Raw genomic sequence first — 16,222 nt, forward strand, 5'->3', positions numbered from 1 at the left:
CTAAAGGTCTTGGTGGCGTCTCTATAGAGCCACCTTTATCCTAATATATTGAAACTCATCATTGATATGCCCGTCTTCTTTCCAAAAGGCAGCGCTATGATTAACCGCTAGGTATAGATAGCCGTCTCTCGCCCAAAATATATTTTCTGGTTCAACAGTAGACATCCAATGCATAAAGCCTGCACCCATAATCTGGATGATGTCTGTTCCCTCAATTTTATACAGCTCTAGATCAGTGTATTGCTCATATGGGTTGGTATAGGCTGAGATGATATATTTTTTATTAGGAGAGATATGAGGGTAATCTATAAACGTCTGCGTCATCTCACCTGAATTTTTATCAATCATCTTGTAGTTCGAGCTTTCCCAGTAGTTTCCTTCTATTACATATTGGTTTAAAAAATCGATACTACCGATGTAATCAAAACGCTCATCGCCGTCATCACCATTATCTTTATCAACAAACTTCACTGGTTTTTTTGCAGTTGGAATGGATATCACACCATTTCTCTTTTTAATACTTTCATCTTTTGATAAAAAATCAACGGCAAGTGGGCGTTTTTTCTCAAAAAAAGCCTTGTCAATTAGCTCTATTTTCAGGTAGTCGTTAAGTGCTTTCCCATCTTCAAAAGACTCGTACTCTTCGCCGACGGATAGATACGCTAGTATGTTTAAATCTTTGGACGTTAGCGAGGCAGGCATAGTAGAACCCGTTTGCTCTTTTTTCACAAAGACCTTTTCCCATTTGACAATATGAGTCTCTACAATGCCATCATATTCTCTACGAATTCTGTCTTGCACCGCATACCAATCTTTTTGCTCTTCAATGACTTCTAATTTCTCACCAAACGCATAGCTCTTAACGCTTCTAGCAGCACCACTTGGCAGTTGACGCGCCACTATACCGTCTTTGGCAGTCACATATACTTGCTTCAATACAGTCGTATCATCGTAGTCAATCTCGATACCATCACGATTGTACTGTGCCAAAAGTGCTGCCGATATGGGTTTATTTAGGTCAATGATGACGTTTTGATTTGCCATTGCTGAATGATAGCTAAACGTCGTTAGGCATAGAATGATAGAAGAAAAAATGTAAGTAGGTATTTTAAATGAAGGCATAATAGGGACTGCTATATATTTTATATTATGAATTTTACACCATAAAATCCTACTTAAGTTCACTTTATTAATATCTGAATTAAAATCACTTCGAAATATTAGCGTTGCTTTAGTAGCTTAGTTGAGGGGTTGGACGCATGAAAGATTTTCGTCCACGTCATAAGCCCATAAAACACATAAGACAGCATGCAGGTATTGATCAAATCACGGATGCTGGCGGTAATCTGTTCACGGCTTAAACCCATTAGGCCTAGCGATTCAATCGTCTCTCGATTGTCCAAATACTCACCCAATAAAGCAATGCAAGTCACTATTACTAAGGCGACAAAAGACCTGATACCTTGCTTTTTAAAAATCGGACGCAGCAGCATTAAGCACAGCAAATAGACACCGATACCAACATAAATATGTAGGGCATCTTTGGCAAGGCCTGTTGTTTCGATAACATTCATTTTAAAGGCGGTAAAATCCACTATGTATTCCAAATATAAGCCAGTAGAAAACAACTGAGCGTATCACTAAACAATGATGGTTAAAAAGTGGTCGCTAAAAAATTGATAGCTGAGAACAAAAAAGGCAGATTATACAATGGATAATCTGCCTTACTGTTGAATTAAATATTTAATTCACATTTACCGACTGTCTACACATTCCACTCGACGAAGTTCTTTAACAACTGCAAGCCAGCAGTATGGCTCTTTTCTGGATGGAACTGGGTTGCAAATAAGTTATCTTGGATAACACTGGCACAAAACGGCTGACCATAATCACAGACGGCAGCCACTTGTGAGCTATCGGCAGGCTCGCAGTAATAACTGTGCACAAAGTAAAAATGAGCGTTATCTTCGATACCTGTCCACAATGGATGGTCAAAATCCATGCCACTGATGGTATTCCAGCCCATGTGTGGCACTTTGATGGTCGCGCCTTGCTGATCTTTCCACGTAGGGTCAAACGCCTCTACACTGCCCTTTAAGATGCCAAGACAGTCTGTACCACCATTTTCCGCTGACTGCTCAAACAACGCTTGCATACCCACACAGATGGCCATGACGGGCTTGTTGAATATCGCCTGACGTATGACCTCATCAATCCCTGCCTCATGCATGCCAGCGATACAGTCGCGCATAGCACCGACACCGGGGAAGACAATCTTGTCTGCCGCAGCGACAACTTTGGGATCATTAGTGATAGAGACCTCTGCCCCTACCGCTGACAAGGCTTTACTGGCGGAATGCAAATTACCCATACCATAATCTAGTAGCGCTACTTTGGTTACTTTAGCCATTAAAACGCCTCTTTGGTAGAAGGTAGCGTATTCAACGCACGTTCGTCATATTCGCAAGCCATGCGCAGGGCACGGGCAAAAGCTTTAAAGGTAGACTCGATTTGGTGATGGCTGTTTTTGCCTTTAAGATTGTCTAAATGCACGGTCATCCATGAGTGATTGACGAAGCCGTAGAAAAACTCACTGAACAAATCAACATCGAAACGGCCCACGTGCGAGCGGGTAAACGGGATATCCATGTGCAGGCCAGGACGTCCTGAGAGATCGACAACCGCACGGGTCAATGCTTCATCGAGCGGCGCATAAAAATGCCCGTAGCGACGAATGCCTTTTTTGTCGCCCAATGCTTTGTTAAATGCTTGGCCAAGGGTAATACCCGTGTCTTCGACGCTATGGTGATCATCAATAAAAGTATCGCCGTTACATTTGATTTCCAAGTCAAACAAACCGTGACGCTTGATTTGATCAATCATATGATCCAAAAAAGGCACGCCAGTGTCTACAGTGCCTTGACCAGTCCCATCAAGGTTGACAGTGCACTTCACTTGCGTCTCTGCAGTGATACGCTCAACCGTGGCGATACGTGCTGGACGACCATGTAGGTTCGGGTTCTGTGATGGGTTTTGCTCAGTTGCATTGGCTGTCATGGCTACTCTCTATCAGTTTTTTATCAGTGAAAAGCGGTCAATAAGATAGGACGAAAACACGCCCGAGTCTTTAAATAAGTGAATAATTAAGTGAATAATGAAAAATTTAAAAAATCTATCAATGTTTACGTATGATACGAATAATATTAGGATTTATTCCTACTAGGGCGTGCCCTCACTTTAAAAATGGTGATAAAAATGAGATAAATTGCAATCAAACAAGGAAAATAGCGCAGATAATATCAAGATATTAGTCAGCTATTTGACGCCGTTTGGCAAGATTTAGACATTTTTAACCCATTTAAATGACTATCGATTGAATTGAGGACATGCCGTGGGCATTGTCTGCCTTCATCATAGCAAACCCTAACATTTACTGCTATGTCCAAGCCGTAAACCACGCACAAATTTACGCCATTCTGCTAAAATAGTGTGTTCAGTATTATCAATCATGACGCACGCTAATGCTATAACACGACAATTTGCGACACCATACTCTATGACATTATGATGCCTCACATCATAGAAACCCTCTGTTTATAGGAACTGCTATGCCTTTAGAAGCGATCGCCATCAATAGTTTGGATGCACCACTGATTAAAAAACCTGCACGCGAAAACGAGCTAGCAGAACGCCTGCAGGCTTTGTATGATACCGATGATACTCAGCCCAGTGGCGCTGATGTACTCAGTCTCGTTGAGCAAGGCTTTAAACGTGGGCAAATTCTATATGTCGGTATGTTCAATGACAAGCCAATCGCTGCGGTTGCCTGTTTTGATGATGGTCAGACCAATGCCAAGCGTTTGCAGTATTTAACGGTGCATGCGCAAAATCGTGGACGCGCCATTGATGCCAAGTTCATTAAACTGGTCTATGATGCCGAAGTAAAAAAAGGCGTACGCGAGTTTGTTCCTGTAGATACTGACATTCATCGTATTATGAGCGAGTATGAGCTGCTGCGTGTTAAAGATTAAGTGTTGAGGTTAAAGACTAAATCTCGAGTAAAAACGTTGAATTTTGCCCATATTTGATTATTTATGCTTTTTTATTACATATAATGCAAAAACTGCTTGACAGAAGAGCGTATATTTAGTTTAATAGCGACCTCAACGAAGACGGCTCGATAGCTCAGTCGGTAGAGCAACGGATTGAAAATCCGTGTGTCGGCAGTTCGAACCTGCCTCGAGCCACCATCTCGTTTAAGAATTCTAAAAAGCCCCAAACATTTATGTTTGGGGCTTTTTTTATGTTTGGATTTTTATGTTTAGGTAGCATGCTTAGATGTATTTAAGATCACTGTTGTATAGCCGATTCAATTTAAAAGTAGTACAAGGCAACCGAGTGTAGATGTATATTAAATACTTCCAGCAAGGTTAACGCAGTAATATTTTTATAGCGAAATGACTATAAGCGCTTTCTTAATAGCAACTCACATCGTTCATTCGCGTCTAAATCATAAACCGTCGCACGGTAGTCAATACCATGACGCCCTTCAAAAAATATCACCCGATCGCCCACGGCTAAGAAACAAGATGTGCGCGCATCATAAATAAACCCATCAATCACAAATGCCACATCACGATCTATCTCGCGTACCGTGTATGTCTCCCCTTTCGGAATCAAACCCTCAAACCAAGCGCTATGAGCTGCACTAGAGATTAGCATGCTTATCAGTACGGCTGACATCATAAAAATATTTTGTGATAACCGCATAAAACGTGAATACGTAGTCGTTATTTTATTCATGATGATTGGCTTCCTGATAAGTAATATCTTCAACCCGCGACAGTATTGAAGCAGTTTTGTAGTAGGCAAACTATAACGCTGACAGTCACAGCTGAACAACATTTATAGGCTGTTTTTTCAACAGTTCGGCTCAGTATACTAGGACGTGTTAAATATCGATATGCTTAGCAGGTAACGTTATGAGAGAGTTTGATTACGACTTAGACTACAAAAACCTAGACTTGCGCGCGCAGCCCGAGCTGTATCGTGTTGGGCGTGGCGAGCAAGGAGTACTGCTCGTAGAGCCATACAAATCAGAAATATTACCACACTGGCGCTTTGCCGATCCTGACATTGCGACCGAGAGTAGTGATATTATTTATCAGATGTTCTTAGATTATTTGGCTGACGATGACTTTGTCGGTGCGGATATGGCGCGCAAGTTTATTCAAATGGGCTATACCCGTGCGCGCCGCTATGCCAATCATAAAGGCGGCAAAAAATATAAAGGTGCCGTACCCGATGATAAAAAAGGCCAAAGCGGTGCGCATGGGCGAGAAGAGCTACCACGGCAAGTCGAGGATCCTATCAAAGCAGAGTCAGCGCGCATATTTAAACAAAAATGGGATGAGTGTCGTGAAAACGAAGATTATCTAAGAATGAAAAAAGAGCATCGCGAACGTTATAAAGATGTCGAATGATTGCTTCTGTCCATTAGAGTCTGTTGAACATTGAGTAAGGGAATTCTTTAGCCTTGAAACACGACTATGCTAAGGTATGGCACAAAGCGCGATGCAACCCACATAACAAATATAATTATCTCAAATAGCGAGGAATAATGGATAAGCAACTTTTGATTTTTGATTTCGACGGAACACTCATTGATAGTGTGCCCGATTTGGCTGATGCGACTAATGCTATGCTAACCACGTTGGGCAAAGAGACCTACCCTATCGAGACGATACGCAACTGGATAGGCAATGGCTCAAGATTATTGGTCGAGCGCGCGCTAGTGGGTAAGGTAGAAGTGCTAGAAAATGAGTTAACGGTCGAGGAAGCTGATCACGCAGAGCAAATATTTTTTGAGGCTTATAAAAATCTTAGTGGCAGCAAAACCGTCGCTTATCCAGATGTCGATAGCGGACTAAAGAAACTAAAGGACGCAGGTTATACACTGGCGTTAGTAACCAATAAGCCCATTCGTTTTGTACCGAAGATATTACAGTCATTTGGCTGGCAGGACTTATTCAGTGAGGTATTAGGCGGTGATAGTCTCTCGACTAAAAAGCCTGATCCAGCACCGCTATTACATGTCTGTGAAGCGTTAAACATTTCTCCAGAACAAGCCGTTATGATTGGTGATTCTAGAAACGATATCTTAGCCGGACAAAATGCCAATATGGATACGCTTGGATTGTCTTATGGCTATAACTATGGGCAAGATATCCGTGAGTTAAACCCTACCGAAGCGTTTGATAGCTTTCAGGCGCTGCAAGATCATCTGCTTAAATAATTATAATCGCAAAAATTTCCACAAGGTTAGTCGCATTTCGTGTGGCTTACCTTGTGGGACTTATCTTGTAGGAATGTGTGGCTCATCTTGTGGGAATAAAGTCACTTGCTACGATAGCTCAGTGCCTCAGATACATGGACGCTTGTGATATCTACACTATCAGAAAGGTCTGCGATAGTACGCGCTACTCGCAATACTCGATGGTAGCCACGCGCGGATAAATTCAGACGCTGCTGAGCGAGTTGTAATAGCTGCTGCTCGCTCTCTCCTAGTTGGATATATTTATCAATCTCGCTAGGACTCAGCTCATTATTGACCTTTTGTTGTCGCTGCATCTGATTTTTATGCGCGGCAATGACTCGAACACGGACTTGTTCAGAGGTTTCTCCAGCCTGAGCATTTTGCAAGTCAGCAATGGGCAAAGCAGGCACGGTGATATGCAAGTCAATGCGATCTAATAGCGGTCCTGACAGTTTGTCTTGATAGCGTTTAATTTGCTCGGGCCGACAGCGGCAACGCCCTGATGTATCGCCATCATAGCCACATGGGCAAGGATTCATCGCCGCGACCAATTGAAAATTTGCGGGAAAAGTCATCTGTGAATTGGCACGGCTGATGGTTATCTGTTTGGCCTCTAATGGCTGCCGCAACACCTCTAGCACCGTACGATCAAACTCTGGCAATTCATCAAGGAACAATACGCCTTTATTGGCAAGGGTAATCTCACCAGGTTTCGGACGTGAGCCGCCACCAACCAATGCCACGGCTGATATCGTATGATGAACTTGCCTGAACGGTCGTGTGCCATAGTCATAATCGCTGTCTGCGACTGAATAAGTACTGGCTACTTCTAACGCATCTTCGTCACTGAGGTCTGGCAAAATAGTCGGTAGACGCGATGCCATCAGAGTCTTCCCCGAACCGGGCGGACCTGTAAATAATATCGAGTGACCACCTGCTGCTGCAATCTCTAGTGCACGCCTTGCATGATGCTGACCTTTGACATCGGCCAAGTCCACTTGATAACCTACATGCTGCGGTGCTGGACTAGGGGTAACAACTGCCAAAGACTCATTGGGTATGCTTGGATTTGCTAGCGACTGTAAGTGGTCACAAACAGCTTTGAGACTTTGCGCACCTAATACCTCTACTCCCTCGACACGGCTGGCTTCTGCTCCATTATCCATTGGCACGATTAATTTGACTGGTGTTACTGCTTCTACTGCCTGCTGCTCATCTAGTCGTCGCTCATTACTATTCGATGACGTTGTCGCCAACCCTTCCGCTTTGATCGCTCGTGCCACTGCCAGACTACCCGTCACTTGCCGCAGATTTCCGTTTAGCGCTAGTTCACCGATGAACTCAAACCCTGATAACACTTCTGGATCGAGCTGATCACTGGCTGCCAAGATACCGATAGCAATCGGTAAATCTAGCCTTGCGCCATCTTTGGGCAAATCAGCAGGGGCCAAATTGATAGTGAGACGGCGATTGGGAAACTGAAATCCAGAATTCAATATCGCAGAACGCACTCTGTCTTTACTCTCACGTACGGCAGCCTCAGGCAGACCAACAATGGTCAATGCAGGCAAACCTTGCGACAAGTGCACCTCAATAATGACCTTTGGTGCGTGCAGACCGACGACTGAACGGGTATAGACTTGAGCAAACGACATGAGTGTTTCCTATAAAGAGGCTCTCTCGATAATAGAGGATTACACATAGGTACGCAAATAACATGTTTTGGATCGTGAGCGCCAATACTTAATGAGCCAGTTATTATCTAGCGATACCTATACGTTTTGTCTAAAAGCACTAGGGTGTGCCCTCATTTTGAAAATGGAGATAAAAATGAGATAAATTGCAGTCAAACAAGGAAAGTAGTGCAGATAATATCGAGATATTAGCAAGCTACTTGACGCAGTTTGGCAAATATTTAGCCATTTTTAATCCATTTAATATTTATTGTTCAGATTGAGGACATGCCCTCGCCATTCACCCCACTATTAACAGGGATTTGTTATACTAGCCACTGTCTATTTAGACATAAATATTGCTGTAAAAATGGTTATAAATAAACGATTGAGATCACTATCGGTGAACCAGAGAAAACCCAGTAATAGATATGGTCAAAACGAGGAATATCGCATGACAGAACATTCAGAACAAAACAATCCTAACAGTGCTGATCATATCCAACAGCCTTACAATCGTGCGGGAGAACAGCCGACTACGACGCGACCTGTCATGCAACCAGACAATCCTTATGCCAGTACGCGCGGTAGTATTACGAGCAAACATCTACCCGCCTTTGATGAAGCGATTATCCATAAATACAATCGCTCAGGGCCACGGTATACTTCCTACCCGACTGCTTTAGAGTTTGCACCAATCGCTGACGGTCTTGAGGCAAAAATTCTGCAAAACCGTGAAGCACGTGCACCACTGTCTCTATATTTCCATATTCCATTCTGTCGTCATCTTTGCTACTACTGCGCTTGTAATAAAATTATCACTAAAAAAAATAGCGATTCAGGTGACTATTTGCAGTATTTAATCGCTGAGATTAAGCAAAAGCGTCGCTTATTATCGGCACCAGAAGGTAGCAGCAAACCATTGGTCAAGCAGCTACATTTGGGCGGTGGTACGCCTACGTTTTTGCGTGATGAAGAGATGGTTCAGCTGTGGGAGTTTTTACAGACGCAGTTTGAATTTTTGCCCGAGGACGAAGGTGATTACTCTATTGAGATTGACCCACGTGAGCTGAGTGAAGATACGCTAAAAGTGTTGCGTGGTCTTGGCTTCAATCGTATTAGCTTAGGCGTGCAAGATTTAGATGAAACGGTACAAATCGCCGTTAATCGTGTGCATTCAGCAGAATTGATTGAAAACGTGCTAAATGAGGCGCGCGAACTCGGCTTTCATTCTATCAATATTGACCTGATTTATGGTCTGCCACATCAAACGCCAGATACATTGGACAAAACCGTACAGCGTATCATCGAGATGTCACCAGATCGTTTGTCGGTGTTTAACTACGCGCACTTGCCAGAGCGCTTTAAAGCGCAACGACAAATCAAAGATGAAGACTTACCTAATCCAGCAGCGAAGCTTACGATGCTTGGTCATACTATCAACACCCTAAGCGATGCGGGCTATCAGTATATCGGTATTGACCACTTTGCCAAGCCTGATGATGAGCTAGCTGTCGCACAGCGCGAGGGCAAATTACATCGTAACTTCCAAGGTTACACCATCATGGGTGACTGTGATTTGATAGGCTTTGGTGTCTCATCGATCAGTCAAATATCCAATGCCAATACACGTTATATATTGCAAAACGATACGGATTTACAAGCTTACCAAGCCAGTATTGATATGGCGAAAATCAATCCTACTGTCATGCCAGCGGTAAAAGTCATCAAGACATCAATCAAAGATCGCTTGCGTGAATACGTGATTATGAACTTACTCTGTCATGACTATGTTGACTTTAAAGACGTAAACCAGAAATTCGGTATCGATGCGATTACCTACTTCATCGATGAAATAACACAGCTCGGTGCCATGCAAGACGATAGACTCATCGATATGGATGCGGCTGGTATTCGTGTCCTACCACGTGGACGCCTATTAGGCCGAAACGTTGCGATGGTATTTGATGAATACCTTGAGACAAAACATAAAGATCGTTTTTCAAAAGTTATTTAAAATGATTTTGAATAAACCAAAAAAAGACCTCAATAGAGGTCTTTTTTGGTATGAAACAATAGCCCTAGTCAAATAATTCTAAAGCGACTACAAGGCAGCTGACTACAAATAGTACATCCAAGGAGGGTAACGCCGTAGCCTTTTAGTAATTCGCTGACTATATCTACTACACTTTTAACTTATCACCCACCATACCTTTTACAGTACTTAAAATATCAGCAGGTAACACCACCATTTTTGAGTTATCAGATTCAGCCAGTTCACGGATTGCCTTGATATACTGCTCACCGAGCAAGTATACAATCGGCATCTCTTCCGTGCCCATCGCATTGGTGATCAAACGAATCGACTCTTCAGAGCCTCTCGCTAGTACTACTTGCGCTTCAGCATCACGGCGTGAGGCCTCTAGACGCCCATCTGCTTCTAGGATAGCGGCTTGCTTTTGACCATCAGCACGAGTCACTGTGGCACGGCGTAGACGCTCTGCCGCTGCCTGCTCTTCCATTGACGCTTGCATGGTTTGCGATGGGTTAATGTCTTGAATCTCTACCGTCTTTAGGGTAATACCCCAATCAGCGATATCTTCTGAGATTGCATGCTTTAGCTTGGTTTTGATTTCGTCACGGCTAGACAAGGCACTATCCAGATCCATTTCACCGATGATCGAGCGCAAAGATGTCTGCACTAAATTGCGAATACCATACTCATAATCTTCGATGCCATAGACAGCCTTGTCAGGGCGTACAATATTGATATAAGCAACTGCATTGGCAATGATAACCACGTTATCTCGGGTAATCACTTCTTGTGACGGAATATCAAGCACGATGTCTTTGGTGGTCACTTTATAGGCCACATCATCAACGAAAGGAATAATAAGATTAAGCCCAGGCTGTAGCGTTTGGCTATATTTCCCCAAGCGCTGCACCACCCATTTGTAGCCTTGTGGGACGATACGAACACCCTTAAACACGGTAAATACGACCAGTGCCACCAAGACTAACATGACAATACTAAAGCTTCCCATAACCCACCCCTATTATTATACTTGCGTATTTTTATTAATCGCTGCCTGCGATTTCATACTGCTCACAATCAACTCGTTGCCGACGATGTCTGTCACCACGACCCGATCACCGACTGCTACCTGCTCTCCTGTCGTACGACACATCCATTCAGCCGCACCAACAATAGGAACACTAAACCTTACCGTACCCGCATGATTAGGCTGCGGCTGTACGATTATCATACCTGTTTCACCAACGATGACGCTGCCACCCAAACCTGCTTTGGTACGGTCTATCGATAACGGCTTAATGAATTTGAACCATGCCAACAGAAATATAGCTGATAACACCAACCAAATAATCACTTGAACAAAGACTGAAATCGGCAATAACCATGAAAGGGCTGCAACAATGATAGCAGCAGCACCAAACCATAGGCTTGCAAATGTGGGCACAAACATCTCAACAATCAGCAATATGAAGCCTAAAACGAGCCAATGCCAAGGTTCAATCATCCAAAGTATGTCCATCGCTGCAATACCTCTTATTTTTGATATTCTAACTTTCAATGTAACACACTTTTAGTATTCATAACTTCTTAAAAATCATCAATCTATGATGTTCACAGCTTAATAAACATGAGAGAAAGTATAAAAATACAACGCAAAAAAAACGCACCCAAAAGGATGCGTTTTTTATTTATTCTTTATTTGATTAGAACTTAAAGTGAGCACCTAAAGTAATGCTATCAACATCTATGTCTTCAGCTTTAGGATATACGTTATACAAGGCCTCAATAGAGGCCATAGGTGTAATGTTATAACCCAGACCTAAACTGCCAGCAATACCTGTATCAGACACACTGAAACTCTCGTTATAATAAGAATCAGTTTTATCAGTGTAATCTATATCGATCTCGTTTTTTGCAATACCCAAGCGACCTTTGGCATATACTGCTGTATTTGGAAAAGCATAATCATATGTTGCATATAGGCCATAAACATCGGCGCTATATTCTGCTTTCTCAAATCTGTCATTGAATGCGTCGGCATCGCCTGTAGTTAAATACTCAGCTTCCACACCAAACTCTGGCGTGAATTTGTAACCGCCGTAAACGCCATACGATACTGCTTCGTCATCAGCATCTTCTGCATTATACTGACCCACTTTTATACCAGCGTATGGCTGACCTGCATAATTAACAGCCGCTTGTGCACTTACACTTAACACAGCACCAGTTACTAAAGTTAATAGTGTTTTTTGCATCGTTCTCATTGTATTTTCCAAGGCTATTTCAGTTAACAATTAACTTTTAGATAGAATTTTGTCAGTAGAAATATCGCATATCCATAACTGACGGCGGTATATTAGCAATTTCTAACCTTAAAGCATACAACTGTTTTGTATTTCACGAATAAAAAAACGCACCCCAAAGGATGCGTTTTTTATTCATTGTACAGCTAGTCAAACGTTTAGAACTTGATGTTTGCACCAACAGTCATAAGATCTGTATCGCTACCCAACATGTCGTATTCTGCTTCTACGTTGAAGTTAGGCGTTACTGAATAACCAAGACCTACACCACCAGCTAAGCTAGTATCGTTATCTTCGCCATCGTAAAATCCACCAAGGTCTGTGTTAGTAGCTTCGATTTCAGTTCTTGCTACACCTAGCTTACCTTTTGCATATAGACCGGTATCCGCGAACGCATGGCGATAAGTACCATAAGCACCGTAAGATTTGGCATCGATATCACCACCACGGTAATCAGCATCATCTGAGCCTACATATTCAGCTTCAAGACCAAAGTTAGGATCAAAGTTATAACCAGCATAAACACCATAAGCCGTTGGATCATCAGCGTTATTGGTATCTAAATCAAATTGACCGACTTTAGCACCAACATACGGCTGGCCAGTATAGCCATTACCATAAGAACCAGCAGCTTGTGCGCCCATGCTTAATAAAGAACCTGCTACTACTGCCATTAGAGTTTTTTGTAGAGTTTTCATTTTATTTCCTTAAAATTACATTTTTGATTGGTTATATATTATCTGTATGAGAAAAGCCCATCAGATAAGCCTTCAATAAAAAGGGTGAGAAAAAATATTTAGAATTTTAATTGAGCACCAATGGTCAAGAGTTTGGCATCTACATCGCTGTCCATCATTGAGTATTCAGCTTCGACACCAAAATTAGGATTGACTGAATAACCAAGACCTACACCACCAGCAATACCAGTATCACTGCTAGAGTTTGAGACTTTAACCAAACCGTTGGTATAGTCACCTTCTACTTCAGTCTTAGCCACACCTAGCTTACCTTTGGCGTACAAGCCAGTATTTGGAAACTGATAACGTGCGGTACCGTATGCGCCATAAGTTTTGGCATCCAGGTCGCCATTTCTATAATCAGCGTCATCTGAGCCGACATATTCAGCTTCAACACCGAAAGTAGAATCGAAGTTGTAACCACCATAGACACCATAAGCGGTAGGATCATCTGCGTTATCAATGTCTAAATCAAACTGACCGACTTTGGCACCGATATACGGTTGACCAGTGTAGCCGTTGCTATAGGACGTTGCGGCTTGTGCGCCCATGCTTAATAAAGAACCCGCTGCTAGCGTGATTAGAGTTTTTTGTAGAATTTTCATTATTAGCTCCTTAACATCCATTTAAACAAACAAGTTATCTATTTATTTATACTGGCTCTTATAGCCCTATCGTCTTGCTTGCTACGATGAATGTAATAGTAACAAACTATTTCAGACACTCTGTCAGTGTTTAATAGTATGAGAGTTAAGATTTGCAAGTTTTCATCAGCGAGTGGGTTACAAAGGCCAAGATATGAAACCTTTTGTTACAACCAACCTATTTATGCAATAATCCCTACTCATTTCACGCTCTTCCTACTAAAAACCAAGATTTAAATGCCTTAAATACTGTCAAATAACAAAAATGAAGGAAGAAAGAATGACCAATCTCATCACTGATCGTCTACAAGTAGCGCTCGAAGACCTCAAAGCAAATCAACAATATCGTCAACTGCCAAACCTGCAACATAAGGGGCAGTACGTTATGAGCGAGGGTAAAGCTTTGCTCAACATTGCAAGTAATGACTATCTCGGCTTGGGCGGTGATATCGAGCTGCAAACTGAGTTTCTCAATCAAATAAAACAGCTACCCACTGCACAGACACCTAAAATGAGTGCCACTTCCTCACGGCTCCTCACAGGCAACGATATACAGCTGCAAGCATTAGAAGCTGAATTGCAAAGCTGGTATCAAAATGCCATCGATAAGCAAAATACATCTGCTTCAAAATCAGTGTTGGTATTGAACAGTGGCTATCATGCTAATCTGGGTATCTTGCCAGCATTGACGACTTTACCAGTCAAAACACTTATTCTGGCTGACAAGTTGGTACATGCCAGTATTATCGATGGGTTGCGTCTGAGCCAAAGCAAACTGGTCACCTATCGTCGTTACCGTCACAACGATTACGAGCATTTGGCCAGATTTATTGAGCAAGCAGATGAAACGGTTGAGCGCATCATTATTGTCACTGAGAGTATTTTTAGTATGGATGGCGACCGTGCTGATTTACCTCGGCTAGTGCAGTTAAAAGCCAAAGATGCCCGTATCGAGCTGTATGTCGATGAGGCTCATGCTGTCGGGATATTGGGTGATACAGGCTTGGGGTTGGCAGAAGAAACAAATACGTTGCCCGATATTGATTATTTGGTGGGGACATTTGGGAAAGCCTTCGCTTCAGTTGGCGCTTATATCATGTGTGATGAGGCCGTCAAACAATGGCTGATTAATACGATGCGCCCACTGATTTTTAGTACGGCATTACCCCCTATCAATCATGCTTGGACACGCTTTATCTTAGCCAAAATGCCGCAGTTAACTGATCAACGTACGCATTTAGCGCAATTGTCTATCACACTTAGTCAGGCTATCGACCCACAATACCGTGTATCACCTACTGCTCAACATATCAGTTATGACTCTCCTATCATTCCTTATATATTGGGCGATAATGCGCGTGCGCTTACTAAAGCGAACCAGTTACAGGCAGCAGGGTTCTACGCATTGCCTATTAGACCACCCACCGTTCCTGAAAACACTGCTCGTATTCGTTTAGTCATGAATGCCAAACTGACCAATGAAGACTGCGAACGGCTAATACAACAGTTATAATTCCACTATCTAGCAGGGACAATGGTCCCACTATAGTCGATTCAATTTAAAAGTAGTACAAGGTAACCGTACGTAGATGTATATTTAATACTTCAAGCGAGGTTAACGCAGTAATATTTTTATAGTGGAATGACTATATCGATTGATAACTGGCTCAATTGGATGTAATACACTCTATGAAAAAACTCGACACACCTGATGACCTCAGTGCTAGAAAGCAAACCATCGCTCGTCATTTTGAGAGTGCTGGTGACTATGACCAACATGCCAGTATTCAGCAGCAGGTCTGTCAGCACTTAATCGCCAATATTGCTCAAACCAAACAAAATAGTGTATTAGAAGTCGGTGCGGGCACAGGTCAAATGACACGACTGCTCGCTGAGCATATAAAGAGCGAACACTGGGTCATTAATGAATTATGTAGTGAGCAAGCTGCTACATTGCAATCCATATTGCCAACTGCTGACATCGTTATTGGTGATGCTGAAACCATAGATTTGGAGGCAAATCATAGTTTAATCGTCAGTGCCAATGCAGTGCAGTGGTTTGATAATCCATTGAGTTTCGTCACGCAGTCTGCAAGCCGTCTACAAGCTGGAGGCCAACTGGTCTTTAGTACCTTTACCCCAAATAACTTTTTGCAAATTAAGAATCTCACTGGTCAAGGGCTCTACTATCCAGATATCGACGAATGGCAATCTGCATTAGTTAATGCAGGTTTTGAGAATATCGAACTCTCAACTCAGCGCTTTGATTTACCGTTCCCTACCCCCTACGCTATTCTAAAACATATGAAGCTGACTGGCGTATCGACCAATCAGACACAAGTAAAATCAGATAATACCCAGACCTTTATGTGGACAAAGTCGCGCCTACAGCAGTTTGAGTCAGACTATTGGCAACACTTCTCAGCGCAAGACGAGGAAGGACAGCCTTGTGTCAACTTAACGTATGAAGTGCTGACAGTGAGTGCATTTAAACTTTAATCACGCAATTTATAT

Annotated in this window: 17 protein-coding genes and 1 tRNA gene; 7 read left to right on the forward strand and 11 right to left on the reverse strand. The window is 42.6% G+C overall.

What is annotated here, in order from left to right; genetic code table 11:
- Nucleotides 1-21: 21 nt before the first annotated feature.
- From I6E84_RS00135 to hisB, 4 genes are all read right to left on the reverse strand, one after another.
- Nucleotides 22-1,122 carry a hypothetical protein gene (locus I6E84_RS00135; protein ID WP_197215370.1) on the reverse strand — a complete coding sequence of 367 codons (1,101 nt, stop codon included), beginning with the start codon at nucleotides 1,120-1,122 and terminating at the stop codon, nucleotides 22-24.
- A gap of 98 nt (nucleotides 1,123-1,220) precedes the next feature.
- The gene (locus I6E84_RS00140; protein ID WP_197215372.1) at nucleotides 1,221-1,595 is read right to left on the reverse strand and encodes a hypothetical protein; all 375 of its coding nucleotides are present in this window, start codon (nucleotides 1,593-1,595) and stop codon (nucleotides 1,221-1,223) included.
- A gap of 170 nt (nucleotides 1,596-1,765) precedes the next feature.
- Nucleotides 1,766-2,410: an imidazole glycerol phosphate synthase subunit HisH gene (gene hisH, locus I6E84_RS00145; protein WP_197215373.1), complete on the reverse strand. Its 645-nt coding sequence runs from the start codon at nucleotides 2,408-2,410 to the stop codon at nucleotides 1,766-1,768.
- On the reverse strand, nucleotides 2,410-3,057 hold the full coding sequence (hisB, locus tag I6E84_RS00150) for an imidazoleglycerol-phosphate dehydratase HisB (protein ID WP_227681250.1): 648 nt from the start codon (nucleotides 3,055-3,057) through the stop codon (nucleotides 2,410-2,412). Before hisB ends, hisH begins: the two co-directional genes overlap by 1 nt.
- Before the next feature lie 551 nt (nucleotides 3,058-3,608).
- Here hisB and I6E84_RS00155 point away from each other — a divergent pair.
- Together I6E84_RS00155 and I6E84_RS00160 are read left to right on the forward strand one after the other, a co-directional pair.
- The gene (locus I6E84_RS00155) at nucleotides 3,609-4,031 is read left to right on the forward strand and encodes a hypothetical protein (protein WP_197215374.1); all 423 of its coding nucleotides are present in this window, start codon (nucleotides 3,609-3,611) and stop codon (nucleotides 4,029-4,031) included.
- Between the two features lie 143 nt (nucleotides 4,032-4,174).
- Nucleotides 4,175-4,250: transfer RNA gene (locus tag I6E84_RS00160), tRNA-Phe, on the forward strand.
- Nucleotides 4,251-4,461: 211 nt separating this feature from the next.
- Here the strand turns inward: I6E84_RS00160 and I6E84_RS00165 are convergent.
- Nucleotides 4,462-4,803, reverse strand: a complete 342-nt coding sequence (locus tag I6E84_RS00165; protein ID WP_197215375.1) for a hypothetical protein — start codon at nucleotides 4,801-4,803, stop codon at nucleotides 4,462-4,464.
- Between the two features lie 179 nt (nucleotides 4,804-4,982).
- Between I6E84_RS00165 and I6E84_RS00170 the strand changes: the two genes are divergently transcribed.
- Both I6E84_RS00170 and I6E84_RS00175 read left to right on the forward strand, forming a co-directional pair.
- Complete coding sequence (locus tag I6E84_RS00170; protein WP_197215376.1) at nucleotides 4,983-5,483, forward strand: DUF4385 domain-containing protein; 501 nt, start codon at nucleotides 4,983-4,985, stop codon at nucleotides 5,481-5,483.
- Between the two features lie 137 nt (nucleotides 5,484-5,620).
- Nucleotides 5,621-6,295, forward strand: coding sequence for a phosphoglycolate phosphatase (locus I6E84_RS00175; protein ID WP_197215377.1), 675 nt, complete (start codon nucleotides 5,621-5,623; stop codon nucleotides 6,293-6,295).
- A 101-nt stretch (nucleotides 6,296-6,396) separates the two neighbouring features.
- Here I6E84_RS00175 and I6E84_RS00180 read toward each other — a convergent pair whose 3' ends face one another.
- On the reverse strand, nucleotides 6,397-7,971 hold the full coding sequence (locus I6E84_RS00180) for a YifB family Mg chelatase-like AAA ATPase (RefSeq protein WP_197215378.1): 1,575 nt from the start codon (nucleotides 7,969-7,971) through the stop codon (nucleotides 6,397-6,399).
- A gap of 571 nt (nucleotides 7,972-8,542) precedes the next feature.
- Between I6E84_RS00180 and hemN the strand changes: the two genes are divergently transcribed.
- Complete coding sequence (hemN, locus tag I6E84_RS00185; RefSeq protein ID WP_227681272.1) at nucleotides 8,543-10,006, forward strand: oxygen-independent coproporphyrinogen III oxidase; 1,464 nt, start codon at nucleotides 8,543-8,545, stop codon at nucleotides 10,004-10,006.
- Nucleotides 10,007-10,172: 166 nt separating this feature from the next.
- On the opposite strand, the gene I6E84_RS00190 is transcribed toward hemN, so the two are convergent.
- The 5 genes from I6E84_RS00190 to I6E84_RS00210 form a co-directional block, all read right to left on the reverse strand.
- Entirely contained in the window at nucleotides 10,173-11,033 is an 861-nt protein-coding gene (locus I6E84_RS00190) for an SPFH domain-containing protein (protein ID WP_197215382.1), read from the reverse strand.
- 15 nt (nucleotides 11,034-11,048) lie between these two features.
- Complete coding sequence (locus I6E84_RS00195) at nucleotides 11,049-11,543, reverse strand: NfeD family protein (RefSeq protein WP_227681251.1); 495 nt, start codon at nucleotides 11,541-11,543, stop codon at nucleotides 11,049-11,051.
- Between the two features lie 184 nt (nucleotides 11,544-11,727).
- Nucleotides 11,728-12,288 (reverse strand): porin family protein, encoded by a 561-nt coding sequence (locus tag I6E84_RS00200; RefSeq protein ID WP_110922175.1) that lies wholly within the window; start codon nucleotides 12,286-12,288, stop codon nucleotides 11,728-11,730.
- Between the two features lie 197 nt (nucleotides 12,289-12,485).
- Nucleotides 12,486-13,025 carry a porin family protein gene (locus I6E84_RS00205; protein ID WP_110922174.1) on the reverse strand — a complete coding sequence of 180 codons (540 nt, stop codon included), beginning with the start codon at nucleotides 13,023-13,025 and terminating at the stop codon, nucleotides 12,486-12,488.
- A 98-nt stretch (nucleotides 13,026-13,123) separates the two neighbouring features.
- Nucleotides 13,124-13,669 (reverse strand): porin family protein, encoded by a 546-nt coding sequence (locus I6E84_RS00210; protein WP_197215384.1) that lies wholly within the window; start codon nucleotides 13,667-13,669, stop codon nucleotides 13,124-13,126.
- 319 nt (nucleotides 13,670-13,988) lie between these two features.
- On the opposite strand from I6E84_RS00210, the gene I6E84_RS00215 reads away from it, so the two are divergent.
- Both I6E84_RS00215 and I6E84_RS00220 read left to right on the forward strand, forming a co-directional pair.
- On the forward strand, nucleotides 13,989-15,221 hold the full coding sequence (locus I6E84_RS00215) for an 8-amino-7-oxononanoate synthase (RefSeq protein WP_197215386.1): 1,233 nt from the start codon (nucleotides 13,989-13,991) through the stop codon (nucleotides 15,219-15,221).
- Between the two features lie 176 nt (nucleotides 15,222-15,397).
- Nucleotides 15,398-16,207, forward strand: a complete 810-nt coding sequence (locus tag I6E84_RS00220; RefSeq protein WP_197215388.1) for a methyltransferase domain-containing protein — start codon at nucleotides 15,398-15,400, stop codon at nucleotides 16,205-16,207.
- Nucleotides 16,208-16,222 lie beyond the last annotated feature (15 nt).

Source organism: Psychrobacter sp. SCQQ22 (assembly GCF_015864605.1).
Lineage (GTDB): Bacteria > Pseudomonadota > Gammaproteobacteria > Pseudomonadales > Moraxellaceae > Psychrobacter > Psychrobacter fozii.

Coding starts and splice junctions, on each gene's coding strand:
- I6E84_RS00200 (WP_110922175.1), bottom strand. CDS start 12,288: ATGAGAACGATGCAAAAAACACTATTAACTTTAGTAACTGGTGCTGTG.
- I6E84_RS00180 (WP_197215378.1), bottom strand. CDS start 7,971: ATGTCGTTTGCTCAAGTCTATACCCGTTCAGTCGTCGGTCTGCACGCA.
- I6E84_RS00205 (WP_110922174.1), bottom strand. CDS start 13,025: ATGAAAACTCTACAAAAAACTCTAATGGCAGTAGTAGCAGGTTCTTTA.
- I6E84_RS00135 (WP_197215370.1), bottom strand. CDS start 1,122: ATGCCTTCATTTAAAATACCTACTTACATTTTTTCTTCTATCATTCTA.
- I6E84_RS00220 (WP_197215388.1), top strand. CDS start 15,398: ATGAAAAAACTCGACACACCTGATGACCTCAGTGCTAGAAAGCAAACC.
- hemN (WP_227681272.1), top strand. CDS start 8,543: ATGCAACCAGACAATCCTTATGCCAGTACGCGCGGTAGTATTACGAGC.
- I6E84_RS00210 (WP_197215384.1), bottom strand. CDS start 13,669: ATGAAAATTCTACAAAAAACTCTAATCACGCTAGCAGCGGGTTCTTTA.
- hisH (WP_197215373.1), bottom strand. CDS start 2,410: ATGGCTAAAGTAACCAAAGTAGCGCTACTAGATTATGGTATGGGTAAT.
- I6E84_RS00165 (WP_197215375.1), bottom strand. CDS start 4,803: ATGAATAAAATAACGACTACGTATTCACGTTTTATGCGGTTATCACAA.
- hisB (WP_227681250.1), bottom strand. CDS start 3,057: ATGACAGCCAATGCAACTGAGCAAAACCCATCACAGAACCCGAACCTA.
- I6E84_RS00175 (WP_197215377.1), top strand. CDS start 5,621: ATGGATAAGCAACTTTTGATTTTTGATTTCGACGGAACACTCATTGAT.
- I6E84_RS00190 (WP_197215382.1), bottom strand. CDS start 11,033: ATGGGAAGCTTTAGTATTGTCATGTTAGTCTTGGTGGCACTGGTCGTA.
- I6E84_RS00195 (WP_227681251.1), bottom strand. CDS start 11,543: ATGGACATACTTTGGATGATTGAACCTTGGCATTGGCTCGTTTTAGGC.
- I6E84_RS00170 (WP_197215376.1), top strand. CDS start 4,983: ATGAGAGAGTTTGATTACGACTTAGACTACAAAAACCTAGACTTGCGC.
- I6E84_RS00155 (WP_197215374.1), top strand. CDS start 3,609: ATGCCTTTAGAAGCGATCGCCATCAATAGTTTGGATGCACCACTGATT.
- I6E84_RS00215 (WP_197215386.1), top strand. CDS start 13,989: ATGACCAATCTCATCACTGATCGTCTACAAGTAGCGCTCGAAGACCTC.